The organism is Shewanella sp. HL-SH2 (assembly GCF_051164935.1).
Lineage (GTDB): Bacteria > Pseudomonadota > Gammaproteobacteria > Enterobacterales > Shewanellaceae > Shewanella > Shewanella glacialimarina.
The window spans coordinates 2934169-2953618 of the sequence record NZ_CP195035.1 but is presented as its reverse complement, the minus strand read 5'-3'; the positions used below and the strand labels follow the sequence as shown (position 1 = coordinate 2953618).

Genomic DNA, 19450 nt, shown 5'->3' with positions numbered 1-19450 from the left:
GGAAATGTCCAAAAATCAGCCAGTGAATCACTCTAGGTCAGACTGATTCACTGAACCAGACTTGCCTAGTCTGGTTCATGCGTAAAACCCCGCCATTTTTGCGCAGGCTTTGGGCTAACGCGCTTTGGTCCAAACTCGTGTCAGGCCGATCAGTTCTGGCACGTTTATGCCCCATTGCTAGTCAGCGGTAGCAACGAGGCTATTTAGAACGAATCAATATAATCTTACTTTTTGTAATCTTTTTTAACGGCTTTACTTGCCGCTAAAAAGACTGGTTATCTACACAGGTATAACTGAATTGCTTCAAATTGAGATAATTGGGGGTTAAAGGGGTATTGTGCATAAACGGCATATTATTCGCTTAATGCTCTAGAGGTCATGATATCACTGGGCTACAGAGCAACTTCGTTTTTACAAGTCCTATTCCTGACAAGTTGGAGTTTTGTTACCATCCCCTCGAAATTAACCTTACATTCAATTATCTACTGATATTTATGGCTTTTATCTAACCGTAAACTTAAGGTACACCCTAAATGAACATTAGTGCGTATAGTTTAAAAGTGTAAAGATAGCATCTAATATTGCATTCATTGACAATAGTAAATAATAGTTTAGACTCTAACTTTACAAATTACATGGATAAAATGATGAAAGGGCAAAAAATTGGGTATGTCCGAGTCAGCTCACTTGAGCAAAATGAAAATCGTCAGTTAGAAGGCGAAAAGCTAGATCGCATTTTTACAGATAAAGCATCAGGCAAGGATACCAATCGTCCTCAACTGCAAGAATTGCTACAGTTCGTCAGAGAGGGAGATACTGTATTTGTGCATAGCATGGATAGGCTGGCTCGTAATCTTGATGACTTAAGGCAGTTAGTCAAAAAGCTCACCGATAAGGGCATTAGTATCTATTTTGTTAAAGAAGGGCTCACTTTCAATGGTGAAGACTCTCCTATGTCAAATCTGCTGTTATCTGTAATGGGAGCATTTGCAGAATTTGAGCGAGCATTGATCAAAGAGCGACAACGCGAAGGTATCGTGCTTGCGAAGAAAAAAGGGGTATATAAAGGCAGAAAGCAGGCTCTCAGAATGGAACAAATAACTGAACTTAAGCAAAGGGCTGTTGCAGGTGAAAACAAGACGGCTTTAGCAAGTGAGTATAAGATTAGCCGGCAGACATTATATTCTTATCTCAAAGGATCTTAACATTCACGTATAGAAATTTTCTTAAGGTTAATTTCGAGGGGATGGGCGCAAAACCCCAGGTTGCGCTAAAATTAGAAGATAAATATGCAGAGTTTAAGGTTTTGAATAGTGATTTTATTAAGCCGGCAATAAAAGAGCTTAATCGGCGCAGCTGATCTGGTTATCAAATATGAAAAAATTAAGAAATAGCGTACAGTTGCAGCACTAGGCTTTGAATTTAAACAAAGCAAACAATTAAAAATAGATATATAACTACAATACAAAAAGGACTTTGTTATGAATGAGCATCAACCACAAAATAAAAAAGAAGAAAGCTTCCTAAGAAAATATTTTATATGGACACTAGCAGCGATCATTCTAGTTATTGTCTATCTAGGTATGAATTCATCAAAATCAAAGCAGCAAACAAAAAAAGAATGGACGGCACAAGAGAAAGTATCGCTATGCAAAGCATACATAGCAGATCAATTCGGAAAGCCAAGGGATATAATGAAACTGGAAAGGGTCGACATTAAAGATTTAGTTTACATTTCATATATTCGCTCATCTGATAATACAACGTGGAACTATGTATGCGAGGTAAATCCATCGAGTATTCAATGGGCTGGGTTGATTGATGGCCAATGGGGGCGGTGGAGGACTGAAGATGAAGCTGCAATAAGTTATGATCATAAAGAGAAAGTAGCGTGTACTGGTCAAGCCAAACTGGACACTTTTAGTTGAGAATTTTCAAACTCTACCGGTGACAGATCACCATTAGCAGAATGAAGTCGCTCCAAGTTGTAATATTTCATGTAAGCAGTCACATCTTGCTTCATAAACTCCCTTGTTGGTTGAGCAACGTTAAAAATCCAATCGTGTTTCAAGCTGCCAAAGAAACGCTCAACGACTGCGTTATCCCAACACGCACCCACATCACCCATACTGGCTCGGATACCATAGCTCGATAGCAGCCTACCGAATTGCTTACTGGTATACTGTGAGCCTCGGTCACTGTGAAATACCAGCCCTCTGGCCGGTTGGCGCAGGTTGTAGGCTTTCATTAATGCCTTGGATACCAAATCTGTAGTCATGCGTTTGTCTATGTGCCACCCAACAATCCGGCGTGAATATAAATCCATTACCACTGCTAAATACATCCAGCCTTCACCTGTCTTTAAATAGGTCACGTCACCCGCCCAAACCTCATTAGCCGATACTGGGTTAAAGTTCATGTTTAACAGGTTATCAGCCACTGCATCTGAATGTTTGCGCTGTGTAGTCACCTTGTAAGCTCGTCGCTGGGTAGCTTTGAGTCGAAGGCGGTGCATAATTTTACGAACGAGATAGCGACCAACCTGGTAGCCTTCCTTGCGCAATTTCTTCACCATTTCACGATTTCCTAAGCTGCCTCGACTTTGCTTAAATAGCTGTCTAACAAGGCGATAAAGCTTCAGTGTTTCAAGGCTTATCACGTTTGCTGGGCGTTTATGCCAATCGTAATAGCCTGACTTACTGACACTCATTACTCGGCATAAGAGTGCGATAGGGAACCGGTTAGATTGCTGTTTGATGAAGCGAAATTTTACTTCATTTCTCTCGCAAAGAAGGCGCTTGCCTTTTTTAGTATTTCTTTCTCCATGCGTAATTCTTTGTTTTCTCTACGCAATCGTTTCAACTCATCACGCTCAGATTCTTCTAAGGTGATACCTTGTTGCAGGGCTTGGTGTTTTTCCTTCCAGTTGTAAAGCAGGCTAGTGCTAACCCCAAGAGACTTTGCTGCATCAGCAACGCTATAACCTTGCTCTAGCACCATCAAGACGGCTTCATCTTTAAATACCTGCGGATAACTCTTATGTGATTTTTTTAGACTCATATTGACCTCTTAATTTATTGACCATACTGTCTCAAAATTAAGTGTCCGATGGAATTAGACCAGAACAATAGACCTCGTAAACAAAGACGCATTCTTTCTCCAGCGGTACTTTAAGCATTGCTAAAGTATTTGTAAAAATATTCTATTTACAACAATAACTTAGCGATGGTATCTTTTCTGCATGAATTGAGCAGCCTGGAACGTTATCGTGCTGCTATTGAATAAGCTGTTATATTTTTTGGAGAGTCTGTGAGTATTTGTCTAACTATTTCAAAAATTGACTGGGCAATAACTAAGGATGTGTTTGCGATTATTGGAACAATCTCCGCGATTGTTATTGGTGTAATCGGATTAACCACTTGGCGCAGACAATTGAAAGGAACAAGTGAGTATGAAGTAGCTAAAAAAGCGATATTACTTACATATGAAGTTGAGCAAGCTATCCAAGGTGTACGAAATCCTATGTTACACCTTCCAAAAGACGAAGTTGAGGCTGGGCGTAAGCTAGAAGCCGAACAACAAATATATGCAGATCGCTTCGTTGTTTTAGAAAGTAAATGGGCTGAATTACAAACCATAAAACTTGAGTCCAAGGTCATTTGGGATGATGCCGCCGCTGAAAGTTTCAATGAAATCAGAGATATTATTGGAAAATTAAGAGGAGGTATCTGGCTTCACTTCTGGATGAAAGGTGCATATGCCGGTCCAGGTGCAACCGTGGATAATAGTGCTGAACGTAGAATAGAAAATGATAAAATTGTGTACTACATCTCTGAAGATGATGAATTTACATTAAAAATAAAACATGCTGTAGTGCATGTTGAAAACTTTTTTAAAGACAAAGTACGCAGTAAATAAAATATAACAAGCCGTTAAAGGTATGGACGTCTAACGCATGGCTGACGTTCGTTCCTCACGATTATAGCCATGCATTTTACGCCCCTTAACGGAGCGTTATATTTTTCGGGGTAATTGCATGTATAAAGTCATTCAAAAAACTTTATTAGACGATGAAGTTTTATGGAAATATATGGATCTCCCTAAGTATTTATCCCTTTTAAGTAGCTCCTCTATTTGGCTTGCTAGGTCTGATACATTTAAGGATAAACGAGAAGGAATTTTTCATATTGCGATGACAAAAGAGCTTGAAGATTTTTATAATGTAATGTCGCAAAGGCCTGACTTTCACCAAGACTTACCTGTCAAAAATGTTGGCGAATTCCAAGAGTATATAAGCCGTAACACATTCATAAGTTGTTGGCATAAATCTTTGAAAGAAAATATGGTTATGTGGGAAATTTATGGGGAAACAGAAAACTCTGTTTCTATTAAAACAACGGCATTTAAACTAAAAGATTCTTTTTGCATAGAGGCTATTTATAAAGAGGCTTTAGAAGTTGCATTGTAGTGGCTCAGTAGTTTTGACCAGTCATTTGTAAGTAATTGTGATACTAGAAGTTATCTGAAAACCAAACTTTGTCCGATCTTTGTAACTCGGAAATGTCCATTTTCAAGTTTAATGAGCACATAACTAGCTCATTGTTTAATGGCTCATCAACTTGAAATCACGACCAATGCGCTGAATTAATTATAGGAAGCTTAACTTCATGACAACTGATTTAAACAGTAGTTCTATGGATACTAAATACGTTGGTATTTGTGAGTATTTTGCTACTGGAGAAGGTGTTACGTATGTAATAGCATCCGGTACAAAGACTCAAATTAACGAGTTTGCTGGGCCTTATTTTTCAACGGGGTTAGGATTTTACTCGTTTGAAGAAATGAAAAGCGCATTGATTGAATGCGAGGGTATGAATGAAACTTGCATAATGGATGATAAACGCTTGCGAGCAGCATATGTATTGCAAACTCATTTGCCCAGTGTTGCAGATTTGATTAAACAATATGGCTTTGGAACCTTTTCTTATCAGTTCCATTATAACCTTAGCTAATAAGTTAATGATTTTAATTACTAAAGTGCTGCTGTAAATGTAAATTAATTAGGCCCAATTTAAATATAAGCACTAATCTAGTTTTATTTTATATTTGAGCCTAGCAGGTAGAATTTCATCAAACTCACAGTCAGTGCATTAACTATTTTGTATAAAGTTTACAGTCTGATTTAGATTTTCATATTGAGGTGTTATACACCACGCCCTTTAACACACATTCGCGATAAATTCTTAGGGCCTGTTTTGATGTTTTACCCATTAGTTGCTCAAATCATTGAAGCAGAAAACTTTGATAACCTATTCAAGAAGCCTTTGTACTAACCTTCTTGAAAAAATCTTTGCTTAGTTGTGCCACCTTTTGGCTGTGTAGTGGCAGTATTCGTCGGTCACTACACTAGATTAAAATCGACAACACCTTTTACGTAACATGGCTTTTTTTGATCTCATCCATCAACTCATTAACCGCATTGAACTCAATACTTTTAAGATACAGCTCAGCATCCAACAGCTTGAGCTTGCGATTAATTATGGGGCTGTATGAGTCAAACTTATCATTAAGTAATTTAAACGCATCGAGTTTATGTGTTAACTGCTTGATATGTTGTTGAAGTACACTATAGTGGCTTTTCAGCAGGCTCTGATTATGACAATGCTTATCTTGAGTGTTGTCATGTCTTTTGATGAACACTTGAATGGGGCTTTTTAGGCTAAAAAGTTGTTCATAATGGGCATTCCGGCTTCCTTTAGGGGAAAGCCGTTTAACAAGATATTGTTTTTCTAATCTAGATAAGTGGTTATACATACACTTTCGAAGAATGGCGATGTCTTCATAGCAGTTAGCTTTAGCGGTAACAATAAGTGCTTGTAATAAAAACTCCGTTTGAAAAACAACGGGGCAATGTTTATTAATAATCGCTATAAAATCAATTTGTTTCATCTTTGATGGATTCGAGTTGTGAGTAAATGAACCCACTGATGCGAACATCAGTGGGCGGGAGTTTAGCTAATGTGGCAGCGGCAAACTGATATTAGCTAAGTGATTAATTACCACAAAACACACTATAGTGTGTTTTGTTCTGATCTACAAGATAAGAATGAAAAAAAAGATTGCGATTGAGTTTGGAAGAAAACTCGAAGAAAAAAGAAAAGAAAAAGGACTACTTCAAAAAGACTTGTCTCAACAATGTGGCTTTAGTCTTAATTATATCGGCATCGTAGAGCGCGGTGAGAAAAGCATTAGCTTAGAGAAAGTGTTTGTTATTGCTGCTATTCTTGAATGCTCAGTGCATGATTTAATCCCCGATGAAAAAGAACTTTCACACGAAAATGAATAACGTTAAGACATAAGATTGCCGAGTAAAGTGAGGGTTTATTTAACGTTAGAGGAGATGACATGCTACTTAATGCAGTTATGAGAATAATCTTATCGAAGCGCGATTTAGACACAACTCCATGACAGTCATTTGCAGTATGGCGAATATTAATGCTAGTTAAGTATCATTCTGACTGGCAAAAACCACTTAAGCACAAGATAAAAAGCTAAGGTGCTTACAACTGCCAAATATTATTTTTGCCCATCAATATACAATTTCATTTAGCGATACTTTTTTGGTATTGAAATGATTACTGCCAGGTTAACTAAGTTACTGCATGGTATGACAGCTCAACAATGTCGGTAACATTACTGTGTCATGACGAACCGTTAATACCTCCTAACCCTCAGCCTATTTTTCAATATATTCAAAAAATAATGTACTCAACAATCTAAATTGTTGATGATGGTTTTACTCATTTTAAAAGTGTTCGCTATGATATTTAACACTGTGATTATGTAACGTTTTATCATAACCCAAACGTTGTAATATTGACTTTTTCAAACGTTAATAGTATGTAATCATTTGAAATATAACGATTCATTATTAATTTTTGTATTGTGTATGTTTAACGATATGTTAATCTAACCCTAAGAAAAAGCAGCCGTTAGAGCTGCAAAGGGTTCGTTATGCAAGACCTGAGCATCAAGTTTTATGTTCAACAATATTTATCTTCTAGGAAACATGAAGTAGCTCCGTCAACGTTACGCTCTGAACGCTGTTAAGCATCAAAAATCATTAAAATAATGGGGCAGCGCTATATTGATTCTGTCACTCACAGTGACATCATTCAGTTGCGTCAAAAGTTGCATAAAAGCTATGTAAACAAGACAATAAACGAGTTTTATATCATTCTGCGTGCAATATTTAACAATGCATTTCGAGATGGAGTAATCGTTAGAAATCCAATGGATGGGGTTCAAAATCTATCGGTTTGTCACGCAGAGCCTAACCCCTTCACACGTGCAGAATTAACAGCGTTAGCACAAACTAAAGTGTTGTGTGCATCTGGAAAAAATGCTTTTCAGTTATGCGCTCTGACCGGACTTCGTATAAGTGAGTTGCTCGCTGTAAGCTGGGAAGATATTGACTTTATTAACGCAAAACTCAAAGTCAGAATTGCATTAGTAGATAAGCAATATAAAACACCAAAAACACTAGGCTCACAGCGTACAGTTGAGTTATGCGCATCTGCTATAAGCATATTAACACAGCAAAAACTGATTACAGGACATAGAAAACCTAGAAAGATTTCAGTGCTTCAGCGCGACAATAAAACGAAAAAAATCGAAAATTTATCACTCGTTTTTTACAACACTCAAACAAATCAGCCGTTTATTAGCGCAAAACAATTTAACAAAACGTTTTTCACCCCATTTTTAGCATCTGCAAAAGTGAAGCATCGTGGCGCTGGCCAACTTAGACACACTTTTGCAAGTCAAGCCCTGACATCAGGTGTCTCAAAAGAGTGGATCGCAAGGCAATTAGGGCATGAAAGCACTGCGATGATTGATATTCACTATGCTCGTTGGATGTGTGCAGATGCACCAGACTTTGTTAACAGAGTAGAACAACAGTTTAGCGGCATTTTTACACCCAAACTTTTTGATGAATCTATAGCTGCAGATGAAAACACATCAGATTTAACAACGACTTACAACACGGTTTCAAACGCTGATATTCAGCTTTCAGAGCAACAGTTATCACAACTGCTCATTAGTAATCCCCGCTTGATAACAGAGTATCTCAATCGATTGCTGAGTCAGAGTGTTGGAGGATAAAGCAATGACTATGAGAAATTGTACTTTATTCTATTCTTTTGCAAATTACGGCTTGAATAAAAAAGGGCGCAGAAATGGAAAAGCTTCATTAATTCATTCGTTACGACTTATGGAGCAACTTGAGCTTAAACAAAAATATTTAAATAAATCGCATGAGCTTATGCGCACTAAAAATGAAATAAAAATCGAATGGGACAGCTCATTGTCACATGCAAATTTAATTGATACAGAGGACGGTATCGTTCGACTTGACGCTTTTACTCAAGCTCAAAGACAGCAATTGTTGCTTGACGTTGTTGAGCCACCCTTACTCAGAGCAGCGAATGCTAGTAAGTTCGGCAAAATCAAATCCAGCGCAAAATACAAGCTAAATCAATGGATTAAAAAAGACGATTTTTGTGATGAGGGGATTGAATTTGTCAAAGAAATATTAGCGTCTGAAAATGTTGTGAATGTTCATCACTCGAAATATCGATTTAATCTGTTTGATATGAAGCGTAAATCACAGAAAATTGAGCAACTAACCAATTATATCAACGCCCATAATGCACTTATCGATAAGCCAAAAACGTTAAACTTTACTAATTTCCAAGAAATATTATTCAAAATCCCAATTGTGAATGGAATTGGTGCTGACATTGTGAGCGGTAAAGAAATGATGCAAACAATGAAGGAATTCATCGTACATTTTTATCCAGATTATCCAATCAAATTAATGCTGTTGCATGATGATGAGCGCTTAGCGCGTGAAACTACAGGTGCGCATGTTCACGCGTTTATTTCGGGAAAAAATGCTTTAACAGGCAAGTACGATTTGCGTATCGCACAAATTAAAAAAGTGAATGAGTTTCTATTCAAACGTGATGGTATGTCAGCTAATTTATTTTCTGAAACTGGGCGTTTGAATTATGAACAGGCTGGTGACGTTGCGCATCACATGCAAGAGATGTTCTATGAGTTTGTCAATGAACATCTCTTTCATCCGAAGAACATCAATGCTGCATTTGATCCGGAATCGGTTCGTAAATCTGAAAAACGAAAGCAAATGCGAAAAGAAGCGAAATTGGCTAAGCGTGATAGAGCATTCAACTATCATGCTAGACTGCTTGAAAATGTAAACAGTTTAGAAATTCAGCTTAAAAGTTTGGATGATAAAATTTCTGAGCGAAAGCAAGCGCTTGATGATGTAGAGAGCAAAATTGTTAACGTGAGTAAAAGTTATGACGCTTTGACAATAAAACATGACGCACTTGAACAACAATGTATTCAGCAAGAAGAAAGACTGTCTGATATCGAGATAGTTGTTCAACAAAATCAGCGTAGACTTAGTAAAAACATGCGGCTTGAGCAAGAAGTTGATGAGCGTTTAAGCACAAAGATAAAGGAAGAAAAGAAAATAGATGCATCGATTTTGCTTAAACAGCAAAAACACACAGAATTAGATAGCGCTATAGCTGAAAAACAATCAATTTTAGAAAGACTTAGCGTAATGACAACTAAAGCATTGTATCCATTGCACAAAATGTTGGAGCACATGAACAATCGCTTAATACTAAAAGGAAGAGCGGGAGCGGCGGAGTTCATGCAACATATCATTAAAGCCTTTAGTGCAGATTTGCCAGCTGAGCTCCGAAAAACACTAATAAAAATTACGAATAATACTGGCGATACAGAGCTTGAAAACGCGTTAACACGCAAAGACAGTCAGATTAACGACTCATTTGATATGTGATAAGCACGCGTTCAATATTCGCTAAATTATACGTTAACCGTATTCGCTAAGATTAGAGTTAATACAATATAAGTTGCTCGCAAAATAAGCATAGAATCGGTCATTACTATTATAAAGTGATGACCGATTTTTTATTAATCGCTGCGAATGTCAGGCTTAAACTAACGACAAAGCATAAGGCTATGTTTGTATCGAGTTATGCAGTGTAGTTGGTGTCAATAGCGCTATCTAGCCTTAATTGACAGCACTGCTGCCACAGATGGCACTTACGCTGCCAGTGGCGGCATTAAACATGTCAGAGGTCGTTTTAGAGAGCAAACGGTTAAGGTGAAATAATGAAAATATCGATTTGATAAATTGAGCTTTGAACAACATGTACGATTGAAGCTTATTGGTGTTGAAACGAGCTTGTCTGCGATAGTGTAAAACCCGCATGGCCATTTGTTTTTTACAACATGATAATGTTTGGCTCTAATCCAAACAAACCTTAACTTCGCACTTGGTGAGTGCGAAAAAGTACAGCTTCGCAGTCATCGACTGCGAAGCAAAAAGCAGCCCACAATGATGTGGGACCAGTACGTAACCCGGTACGTTTATCTCCCACTTTTTGTTCCAAAAAGATGGGAGATAAACTCGGGCAAGGGGAGTCCCCCTTAACCCCAAAAGCATTTCAAAAAGCGAAGATAAAAAATTTGTAGATTTTATGGTCCTCTGCTGACTGTAGTTATAACCATTACAAGTGGTCAAGTTAAATTAGCCACGGTTTAAGTACTATTAACTGCATGGAAACTCTTCGCAGCAATATGGAAATGATGGCTATAAACTTTTACTGTTGTTATTTTCAAAGATGTTAAGTAACCTTCTACTTAATTTCATCATTAGACACAAGGATTAGCGCTAATGTTAACGAAAACAGTTGCTAAAAACGTTTCCGGTTTACTCCAAAAACACAGCATACGAGCATCGAACTTAATTGGTTACAACTCAGACTTAAACAAGACGTTTATGAGCCGAATGTTATCTGGAGAACATGACTTTCTCATATCTAAATTACAAAGCCTTTGCGAAGCTTTGCAACAACTGGAACCAAACTTAACCGTTAGTGATTTACTTGACGAGGAGCTACTCAAAAAAATGAGTGGTAACAGCCAGTTGTGTGCCGAAGATTTATCCGAGCGGATGCACGATGTAATTATTGATTTAATCTATTTGGACTGGATCGAAGTTAAAAAAGACGTACCTGTTCGAGTTATAGGTGATTATGTTTTTTCCGCTCATATAAAACGCATTATCCCAGAGAGTTTGTTCGCTAAGTAATATGACAAAAACAACGGAGTTTAGTTGCTATTACTATATAAAGATTTCAAGATGTCTCAGGCCTTACCATCTAACGCGGCTCAAAGAGTAAGTAAAAAAATCTATTTTTCACCGCCGACTATGCTGGTTTCATGGCCGATCACTAGCGCTAAATCTTTTTCGTTTCAGAGGGAATTATAGATCCAATTGCGGTATCCTTTTACCTGTATTTAATTAGTTGAGTGCTTTATCAAGCTCGATTTGCTGTGCAGAAACAACACTGTAAAATATACTATTTTTCAGCAGCTGTTTTTCTAAATGTAAGCGTCGCTAAATCTATTTCTATGTCTGTTCGTTTTCCCCACCAGTTACAATCATTGGTGCATAATTCCATGCTGACAGTGTGCTCACCAGTTTGCTTGAGCTGGGTAATTGGCTGAAAAAATTTAGAAGAGTCGCCAGCGGTGTACCATAAATACCAGCGCTCGTTGTCCCATAAAAAACCATAACCGAGATTAAAATAAGGTTCGATGTTCAGGGAAACTGTTAATACTGTGCGGCTGTCAACGTTAATGCGAGATAGCTCAAAACTAACGTCTCGTTCTGCCTTGTTGATAAGGACTTGAAGTGCAGCCTGATCAGTAATGGGATACAGGTTTAAAGTTTGTGGTTGACCTTGTTGAAAGCTGGAGGGTAGTTCAAACAGAGCAACCTCTGTATTGCCTATGGCTGTTTGCCATTGTTTTGTTTGTGCTACGCTAAAAACACTGTCATTCAAGGCACAACTGCACTCGGCAAGATTAGTTTTGTTGTTGGCTATGATGGCGTTATTACTTTCGACAAATTCGCATCGGGAGTATGCATCAAAAATAGTGGGGCTATCTTGTCCTGGTAATTCTTTAGCTAGCCAACCTTGCGCTTCGCTTTCATATAAGATTTGGTGTTTGTAGGTGTCAATGCCTTCATTAACGCTATCTATAAAAAACACCAGAGCTTTAGTCTGAGGCATTTGGCAGTAGCCTCCGAAACTAGCTTGGTTTAGTTCACGGCTGTAGAGCAGGCGGTTGTTAAATAGCAATTCTATTTGGGTGTAATCTTGCAGTTTTTCACGCACCGTCAAGGTAAAAATGCCTTCTAACCCTATGGGCGGCTGTAATAACGTGAAGTGTTGTGATTGCGAAACTACATAGGGATAGTCCGAATAGTGAGCCAGTATTTGCAATTCTGATGCAACTTTAGGCTCAAAAGAGTTTGATTCCTGATATGTCATCTTAATGTTGCTTTGATTGATGATCACTTTTGTTGCGTTGTGTCGTTTAGACGTTGAACTATCTTCCTTTTCGCAGGCGGTTGAGCCCAAGGCACAAAGAAATGCGAATAGTATGTAAATGCTGATGTGTTTCATTGCTTGTGGCTGCATAGGCAAATTTAGTTATGTTTATTTAGGTAATCTAAAAGTGGTGCGAAGTAACATTTTAAAATCCAGTTTTACTTATAATTTGGATAAAACACCAATTTTGACGATGAATGTTTTAACTTCGCAGATTTTGGGCTGTTTAATAATGAACTTGAGCAGTCTATTGAAATTATCCCTCTTGTATTAGACTAATATGTATCAAAGCTCTACGATTAATCCCATCTACTGCAACACAACTTAAATTAATGGATCAGCTTATCAAATAATAGCGTTTTGTCGTTGGTTAACATATCCACAAAATTACTATTTTATTGAAATCTTTCACATAATCATAAGTTTACAAACTTAATTTTACTTCTAAAAAAATATTGAGATAAATATTTGCTTCTATAAGCGCATGATTATGTCTAACCTTACACTACACTTTTCGCAGCAGACAAGATAAATTGAGATGGAACTGACTCTTGCTTCAAATGTTACAACAAAGTGTTTTTTTGTAATTATTTCGATATTGTTATATATAGTTGATGTAACTTTATAGATTTGAGCATGTGCAGGTAAACAGGCGTCACACCACCGACTGTGAACAATTTATACTTTCCCCTTAGATTAATCATTAAGAGATATTGCAATGGACGCACAAAAAGCGCTTAGCATGCTTGGCCTAACTGAAACGGCCACAACGGCAGAGATCGCTGTTGCGGCCAAGGCCAAAATGGCTCAGCTTCAAGAAAAACAAGAAGCCGCACCCACCGAAGCACTAAAAGCCAAATTTGACCAATTGCTAATGCAAGTGAACGAAGCCCAAGCGCTGCTGCAATCAGCCGCGTCTGCCACTGCTTCTGTGAAGAAACCAAGCTCGCCTTTAAGCCAAACTAAATTAGCAGACTTGCCTAACATGGCGGGTGCTACCGCGCCGGTGGAGTTGCAAGTGGGGCAAATTTTAGCCGGGCGCTACCAAATCAAAGCGCAAATTGGCGCCGGTGGCATGGGCGTGGTGTACAGCGCCTTTGATCAATCCATGGGGCGTGATATCGCACTTAAAGTATTGCTGCCAGAATTATTAAAAAATGACACAGCACGCGAACGCTTTTTAAACGAAGCCAGAATTTCCCAACAGCTAAGTCACCCCAACATTGTTAACGTGTTTGATGTGCAAAACGATGGCGAACTGTATTTTCTTACCATGGAATTACTAGAAGGCCAAGACCTGCGCCAAGTGATGGAAAACCGTACCTTGGCCCGCCAGCCCTTTACCGTGGAAGAAGCGCAAGACATCGCCAACGCTATAGGCACAGCCTTAACCTACGCCCATAAATACACCATTCATCGTGACTTAAAACCGGAAAACGTGTGGCTAACCGATGACGGCGTATACAAACTGATGGACTTCGGCATCGCCCAAGTGCAAAGCACCAGCCAACGCACCAAAACTGGCGCAGCCATGGGCACCGCCTACTACATGGCGCCAGAGCAACTTAAAGGGCAAAAAGACATTGACGGACGAGCAGACCAATATGCCTTAGCGGTAATGTTGTATGAACTGCTAAGCGGCGAAGTGCCTGCCGGTATGATTGAACCCCTCAACCAACATCGCAAAGATGCCCCAAAAAGTATGGTGGCCGCCATCCACCAAGGGCTGGCCTCCAAAGCCGAAAACCGCTTCATTGATGTAGAGCACTTTGTAGCCGCGTTAACCAAAAAAGGCGGCACCTCTCTGCCAGCCATGCCGTGGAAACCTATCGGTCTAGCCGCCGGTGTACTCATTGCACTCTTAGGAATAGGCGGGGTATTAAGTTTTGGTTCAGTAGATTGGGCATCAATGTTGCCTAAAAGCAAAGAAGAGCTTGCTAGCCAAAAAGCCAATGTAGCAAAAGCCCAAGGCGAAATTAAAGTCTACAAACAACGTTTAGAAAGCGGCCGCCGGCAATTGGATAGCGACGTGCGCGACGCTCAGCGCAATAGCGATACAAACCTTGCCGCACTGCAACAAAGGCAACAAATTACTGAAAGCTCGATTTTTTCCAGTAATCTAATTACCGAACTTGAAGGTGATCTGAGCATGGCAGAAACGCTATTGCGGGAAAATTCGTTTGAGTCAGCACAAGTGGTCATGGATAAAGTGAGTGACGGTTATAAAAATTTATTGAAAGAGTTTGGTGCGGCAGAATTTTTGTTAATCGAAAAATTTAGGGCGACTGAAGCGAAGAATCAATGGTTGGAATTTAAAGGAAATGAAAAATCCGAAGAGCCTAAAGAGTCTAAAGTCGCAATAGAATTTGAAATTAATGCGATAAAAAAAATGGATGTTGGGGACTTTTTGTCCAGCTTAAACTTATGGAAACAGGCTGCGGATGCCTGGCTTTCCGCAAGACTCGCTGCGGATTCTCTACTCGCACAACGAAGTTCAGCGTTGATAGCTGAAACAGAGTGGTTAAAAAGGAAAGATAATTATGGGTTAAAAGATTCAGAATATGCAGAACAAGCCAAAATTAATAAGTCTAATGCTCATGAACAAGAGATGGCTGGTGAATTTGAATTAGCAGCTAATCTATGGTTAAAGGCTAGAGAATTGTGGACTCAAGCATCTGAGTCTGTAAAGGATGAACTGGTAAAAATCGATCGACAGCGTAAGGTTAATGTCGGAAAAAAACGAGACGATGATGAATGGAGTCGTGTGGTTAAAACTAATACGAGCAAAGCAACAAGGTCGTATTTGGGGTCGAGCTTCACCGGTCATTTAGATGAAGCACGAAAGTTGCTCGGTATTCAGTTGGGAGTTGAGCAAGAACTTGCATTAAGATTAATCTCACTAATTATTCCAAAGGAAACAGTATTATTAAAATCTTCAATCTCAAAAACAGACTATACGACTTACGGTTTTTACGATATTGATATCAGGGTTGTGTTAAATGGGACTGGTGGACTTGATTGTTCATTTACTACTTATAGACTCGAGACTCGTGAAACTGCAGTAATTTTTTCTTATCGAAAAGGTTATGACCAAGATAATTATTGGAAGTATTACTTGGACGTTTACCGAGAGGAATGGTCAATTCCTTGGGGAGGAGTATTTAAAGTAAATCAATCTAATGATTTTTTGAAAAATGATAATGAAAAAAAATGGCTTGTTCTAACTGGGTTACGCAATAAATTTATTGCAGAATATAATTCAAGCAGAGACCCAGATGATTTTTATAGCGGGGGCATGCAAAAATATTGGAAGTTTCTCGAAGTTCTGAAGACCATAGAAGCAACTAAAAAATTAAGAATGAGCCGCGATCAACCTGCTCAAATCGCTTTACGCAAAGGGGCAGAAGGTAATGTCAAAAAATTAATTTCGATCTGCTCTGGTGAAGATTTATAGCCTATTGCGACTATAGCTGTCGGATAACACTACACAAAGCATCTTCAGAACGAAGCTCAATTTATAAATTGTTGGTGGATTAAATGATATTTAAAAGGTTTTTTACCTAAAATATAATAAGTTACAGAATTTACCTTATAACGCACAACCTAAGTGGACGTATGACACGGGCGAATGGATTTGCAAGCGTGTTCAAAATTTCCTTAGGGAGACCTTCTACCAAATGGTAAGGCGGTGAAAGAGGCTAAGGTTCTCGCCCGTAGGCCGGGTGTGCGTTAAAGTTTTTTATTGCAAAATAAATTACAAAAAATCATATTCGAATGCTATTTACTTCTAGAATAATGATTTGCATAAAGGTTGTGTGAAGCAGCTGAAAGCCCATAGGGGGTGATAGTACAGCGTATTGCACCGAGAATACGAAGGCTGGTTCGATATGGAACTGACTTTTGCTCCAAATGTTACAAAAAGGTGTTTTCGCAATTGTTTCAATATAGTTTAATGGTAAACGTGATTTTATAGATTTGAGCATATGCCGGTATTGAGACGTCACACCATCAGCTTTGAACCATTTATACTTTCCCTTTAGATTAATCATTATGAGATATTGCAATGGACCCACAAAAAGCGCTTAGTATGCTTGGCCTAACTGAAACGGCCACAACGGCAGAGATCGCTGTTGCGGCTAAGGCCAAAATGGCACAGCTGCAAGAAAAACAAGAAGCCGCACCCACCGAAGCACTAAAAGCCAAATTTGACCAATTGCTAATGCAAGTGACCGAAGCCCAAGCGCTGCTGCAATCAGCCGCGCCTGCCACTGCTTCTGTGAAGAAACCAAGCTCGCCTTTAAGCCAAACTAAATTAGCAGACTTGCCTAACATGGCGGGTGCTACCGCGCCGGTGGAGTTGCAAGTGGGGCAAATTTTAGCCGGGCGCTACCAAATCAAAGCGCAAATTGGCGCCGGTGGCATGGGCGTGGTGTACAGCGCCTTTGATCAATCCATGGGGCGCGACATTGCACTTAAAGTGTTGCAACCAGAATTATTAAAAAATGACACAGCACGCGAACGTTTTTTAAACGAAGCCAGAATTTCCCAACAGCTAAGTCACCCCAACATTGTTAACGTGTTTGATGTGCAAAACGATGGCGAACTGTATTTTCTTACCATGGAATTACTAGAAGGCCAAGACCTGCGCCAAGTGATGGAAAACCGTACCTTGGCCCGCCAGCCCTTTACCGTGGAAGAAGCGCAAGACATCGCCAACGCTATAGGCACCGCCTTAACGTATGCCCATAAGTACACCATTCATCGTGACTTAAAACCGGAAAACGTGTGGCTAACCGATTACGGCGTTTACAAACTGATGGACTTCGGCATCGCCCAAGTGCAAAGCACCAGCCAGCGCACCAAAACTGGCGCAGCCATGGGCACCGCCTACTACATAGCGCCAGAGCAACTTAAAGGGCAAAAAGACATTGACGGACGAGCCGACCAATATGCCTTAGCGGTAATGTTGTATGAACTGCTAAGCGGCGAAGTACCTGCTGGTATGATTGAACCCCTCAATCAACATCGCAAAGATGCCCCAAAAAGTATGGTGGCCGCCATCCACCAAGGGCTGGCCTCCAAAGCCGAAAACCGCTTCATTGATGTAGAGCACTTTGTAGCCGCGTTAACCCAAAAAGGCGGCACCTCTCTGCCAGCCATGCCGTGGAAACCTATCGGTCTAGCCGCCGGTGTACTCATTGCACTCTTAGGAATAGGCGGTGTGCTCAGTTCTGGCGCGATAGATTTCAAAAATTTACTGCCCACCAGCAAAGAAGAAATCGCCGCACAAAAAGGTGCCATTGCCAAAGTGCAGGGCGAAATTAAAGTGTACAAACAACGCCTAGAAAATGGCCGCCGTACACTGGATAGCGATGTGCGCGATGCCCAGCGCAATAACAATAAAAACTTAGCGGCACTGCAACACTGGCAACAACTCACCGAAAACGGCATTTTTACCGGCAGCCAAATTACTGAGCTGGAAGGTGAACTTTCAATGGCAGAAACCCTGCTGCGGGAAAATGCCTTCGAACCCGCGGAAACGGGTATGAACAAGGTGCGCGATGGTTATGAAAAATTGTGGGCAAATTTTACCGCAGCGGAGGGTTTGTATGCGGCAGAGGCCGACACCACAAATGCGCAAACTGCGTGGCAAAAACTAGTGGCCGAATACGACTTACAAAACCCGCCGCCGGCCGCATTAGCCAAAACCGCGGAGAGCGAAGCCAGACAAGCGCAGTTGGCGGGTGAATTCAGTATCGCCAATAATCATTGGAAAGAAGCAAAAAGCCATTGGTTAAGCGCGCCCTCTGCGGTGGCCAGCGAGGTGGCACGTATTGATGGTGACCGCAAAGCGAAGCAAAAAGCCGAAGCTGCCCTCAAAGCAAAGCAAAAGGCCGATGCCGAAGATGCCCTCAAAGCGAAGCAAAAAGCCGATGCCGAAGCTGCCCTCAAGGCGAAGCAAAAAGCCGATGCCGAAGCTGCCCTCAAGGCGAAGCAAAAAGCCGATGCCGAAACTGCCCTCAAAGCGAAGCAAAAAGCCGAAGCTGCCCTCAAAGCAAAGCAAAAGGCCGATGCCGAAGATGCCCTCAAAGCGAAGCAAGAAGCCGAAGCTGCTCAGCAGCAACTTGCCTTAGTAAAACAAAAGGTGGGTAATCTAGTCTCTATACCAGCGGGCAGTTTTCGCATGGGTGATTTAACGGGTAATGGAGATGATGATGAAAAACCCGTACACCGCGTCACTATTCCAGCCTTTAAAATGCAAGAGCATGAAGTGACCTTTGCTCAGTGGGATAACTGTGTTGCGTCGGGTGGTTGTTCACATAAGCCTGATGACAGAGGATGGGGCCGTGGCAACCGGCCGGTCATTAACGTGAGTTACAACCACATTATGCAACAATTTATCCCCTGGCTGAATAAAGCCACAGGCCAACGTTTTAGGTTACCCAGTGAAGCAGAGTGGGAATATGCGGCGCGGGCAGGTTCAACCACGGATTTTACCTGGGGTAATTCAGTGGGCTCAAACCGAGCCAATTGTGATGGTTGTGGCAGTCAATGGGATGATAGTAACACCGCACCGGTCAAGAGCTTTGCGCCAAACGGGTTTGGTTTATACGATATGCATGGCAATGTGTGGGAATGGGTACAGGACTGTTGGAATAAAAGTTACAGCGGCACGCCAAGTAACGGCAGTGCCTGGGAAGGTGGTGATTGTAGTATGCGTGTGCTGCGTGGCGGCACTTGGAGCGTTAATCCTGTCAACTTGCGTTCGGCCCGCCGTGTCAGGTCCGCCGCTTCCAATCGCGGCAGTAACTTCGGCTTCCGGCTTGTCCAGGACAATTAACAGAAAGAGGCTAAGGTTCTCGCCAGTAGGCCGGGTGTGCGTAAAAGTTTTTTATTGCAAAATAAATTACAAAAAATCATATTCG

At 40.4% G+C, this 19450-nt stretch carries 16 protein-coding genes; 12 read left to right on the top strand and 4 right to left on the bottom strand.

What is annotated here, in order from left to right; all coding sequences use genetic code 11:
• The first annotated feature begins 647 nt into the window (after positions 1-647).
• The 3 genes from ACRWP9_RS12850 to ACRWP9_RS12840 all read left to right on the top strand — a co-directional run bounded on the left by ACRWP9_RS12850 (position 648) and on the right by ACRWP9_RS12840 (position 1928).
• The gene (locus tag ACRWP9_RS12850) at positions 648-1205 is read left to right on the top strand and encodes a recombinase family protein (protein WP_434926340.1); all 558 of its coding nucleotides are present in this window, start codon (positions 648-650) and stop codon (positions 1203-1205) included.
• Positions 1206-1246: 41 nt separating this feature from the next.
• Entirely contained in the window at positions 1247-1360 is a 114-nt protein-coding gene (locus tag ACRWP9_RS12845) for a hypothetical protein (RefSeq protein WP_434926339.1), read from the top strand.
• Between the two features lie 121 nt (positions 1361-1481).
• Positions 1482-1928: a hypothetical protein gene (locus ACRWP9_RS12840; RefSeq protein WP_434926338.1), complete on the top strand. Its 447-nt coding sequence runs from the start codon at positions 1482-1484 to the stop codon at positions 1926-1928.
• Here ACRWP9_RS12840 and ACRWP9_RS12835 read toward each other — a convergent pair.
• Positions 1901-3060, bottom strand: a protein-coding gene (locus ACRWP9_RS12835) for an IS3 family transposase (protein WP_434925975.1) whose coding sequence is annotated in 2 segments (ribosomal slippage) — positions 1901-2811 and positions 2811-3060 — 1161 coding nt in all. Because the reading frame shifts where the segments join, the coding sequence is not laid out codon by codon here. The genes ACRWP9_RS12840 and ACRWP9_RS12835 overlap by 28 nt on opposite strands.
• A 249-nt stretch (positions 3061-3309) precedes the next feature.
• Between ACRWP9_RS12835 and ACRWP9_RS12830 the strand changes: the two genes are divergently transcribed.
• The 3 genes from ACRWP9_RS12830 (at position 3310) to ACRWP9_RS12820 (ending at position 5012) form a co-directional block, all read left to right on the top strand.
• A complete protein-coding gene (locus ACRWP9_RS12830; RefSeq protein ID WP_434926337.1) occupies positions 3310-3918 on the top strand; it encodes a hypothetical protein in 609 nt (202 codons plus the stop codon).
• Positions 3919-4036: 118 nt separating this feature from the next.
• Positions 4037-4468 carry a hypothetical protein gene (locus tag ACRWP9_RS12825; protein ID WP_434926336.1) on the top strand — a complete coding sequence of 144 codons (432 nt, stop codon included), beginning with the start codon at positions 4037-4039 and terminating at the stop codon, positions 4466-4468.
• 199 nt (positions 4469-4667) lie between these two features.
• Positions 4668-5012, top strand: a complete 345-nt coding sequence (locus tag ACRWP9_RS12820) for a hypothetical protein (protein WP_434926335.1) — start codon at positions 4668-4670, stop codon at positions 5010-5012.
• Positions 5013-5430: 418 nt separating this feature from the next.
• Here ACRWP9_RS12820 and ACRWP9_RS12815 read toward each other — a convergent pair whose 3' ends face one another.
• Positions 5431-5949, bottom strand: a complete 519-nt coding sequence (locus ACRWP9_RS12815) for a hypothetical protein (RefSeq protein ID WP_182742552.1) — start codon at positions 5947-5949, stop codon at positions 5431-5433.
• Positions 5950-6106: 157 nt separating this feature from the next.
• On the opposite strand from ACRWP9_RS12815, the gene ACRWP9_RS12810 reads away from it, so the two are divergent.
• The 3 genes from ACRWP9_RS12810 (at position 6107) to ACRWP9_RS12800 (ending at position 9898) form a co-directional block, all read left to right on the top strand.
• Positions 6107-6346 (top strand): helix-turn-helix domain-containing protein, encoded by a 240-nt coding sequence (locus ACRWP9_RS12810; RefSeq protein ID WP_434926334.1) that lies wholly within the window; start codon positions 6107-6109, stop codon positions 6344-6346.
• A gap of 785 nt (positions 6347-7131) precedes the next feature.
• Positions 7132-8166: a tyrosine-type recombinase/integrase gene (locus ACRWP9_RS12805; protein WP_434926333.1), complete on the top strand. Its 1035-nt coding sequence runs from the start codon at positions 7132-7134 to the stop codon at positions 8164-8166.
• 4 nt (positions 8167-8170) lie between these two features.
• Positions 8171-9898 carry a hypothetical protein gene (locus tag ACRWP9_RS12800; RefSeq protein ID WP_434926332.1) on the top strand — a complete coding sequence of 576 codons (1728 nt, stop codon included), beginning with the start codon at positions 8171-8173 and terminating at the stop codon, positions 9896-9898.
• Positions 9899-10132: 234 nt separating this feature from the next.
• Here ACRWP9_RS12800 and ACRWP9_RS12795 read toward each other — a convergent pair whose 3' ends face one another.
• Positions 10133-10333, bottom strand: coding sequence for a hypothetical protein (locus ACRWP9_RS12795; RefSeq protein WP_434926331.1), 201 nt, complete (start codon positions 10331-10333; stop codon positions 10133-10135).
• A gap of 465 nt (positions 10334-10798) precedes the next feature.
• Between ACRWP9_RS12795 and ACRWP9_RS12790 the strand changes: the two genes are divergently transcribed.
• Positions 10799-11215: a hypothetical protein gene (locus ACRWP9_RS12790; protein WP_434926330.1), complete on the top strand. Its 417-nt coding sequence runs from the start codon at positions 10799-10801 to the stop codon at positions 11213-11215.
• Positions 11216-11486: 271 nt separating this feature from the next.
• On the opposite strand, the gene ACRWP9_RS12785 is transcribed toward ACRWP9_RS12790, so the two are convergent.
• Entirely contained in the window at positions 11487-12599 is a 1113-nt protein-coding gene (locus ACRWP9_RS12785) for a hypothetical protein (protein WP_434926329.1), read from the bottom strand.
• Between the two features lie 643 nt (positions 12600-13242).
• Here ACRWP9_RS12785 and ACRWP9_RS12780 point away from each other — a divergent pair.
• A complete protein-coding gene (locus tag ACRWP9_RS12780; protein ID WP_434926328.1) occupies positions 13243-15978 on the top strand; it encodes a serine/threonine protein kinase in 2736 nt (911 codons plus the stop codon).
• Between the two features lie 609 nt (positions 15979-16587).
• Positions 16588-19365 carry an SUMF1/EgtB/PvdO family nonheme iron enzyme gene (locus ACRWP9_RS12775; protein ID WP_434926327.1) on the top strand — a complete coding sequence of 926 codons (2778 nt, stop codon included), beginning with the start codon at positions 16588-16590 and terminating at the stop codon, positions 19363-19365.
• The last annotated feature ends 85 nt before the right edge of the window (positions 19366-19450 follow it).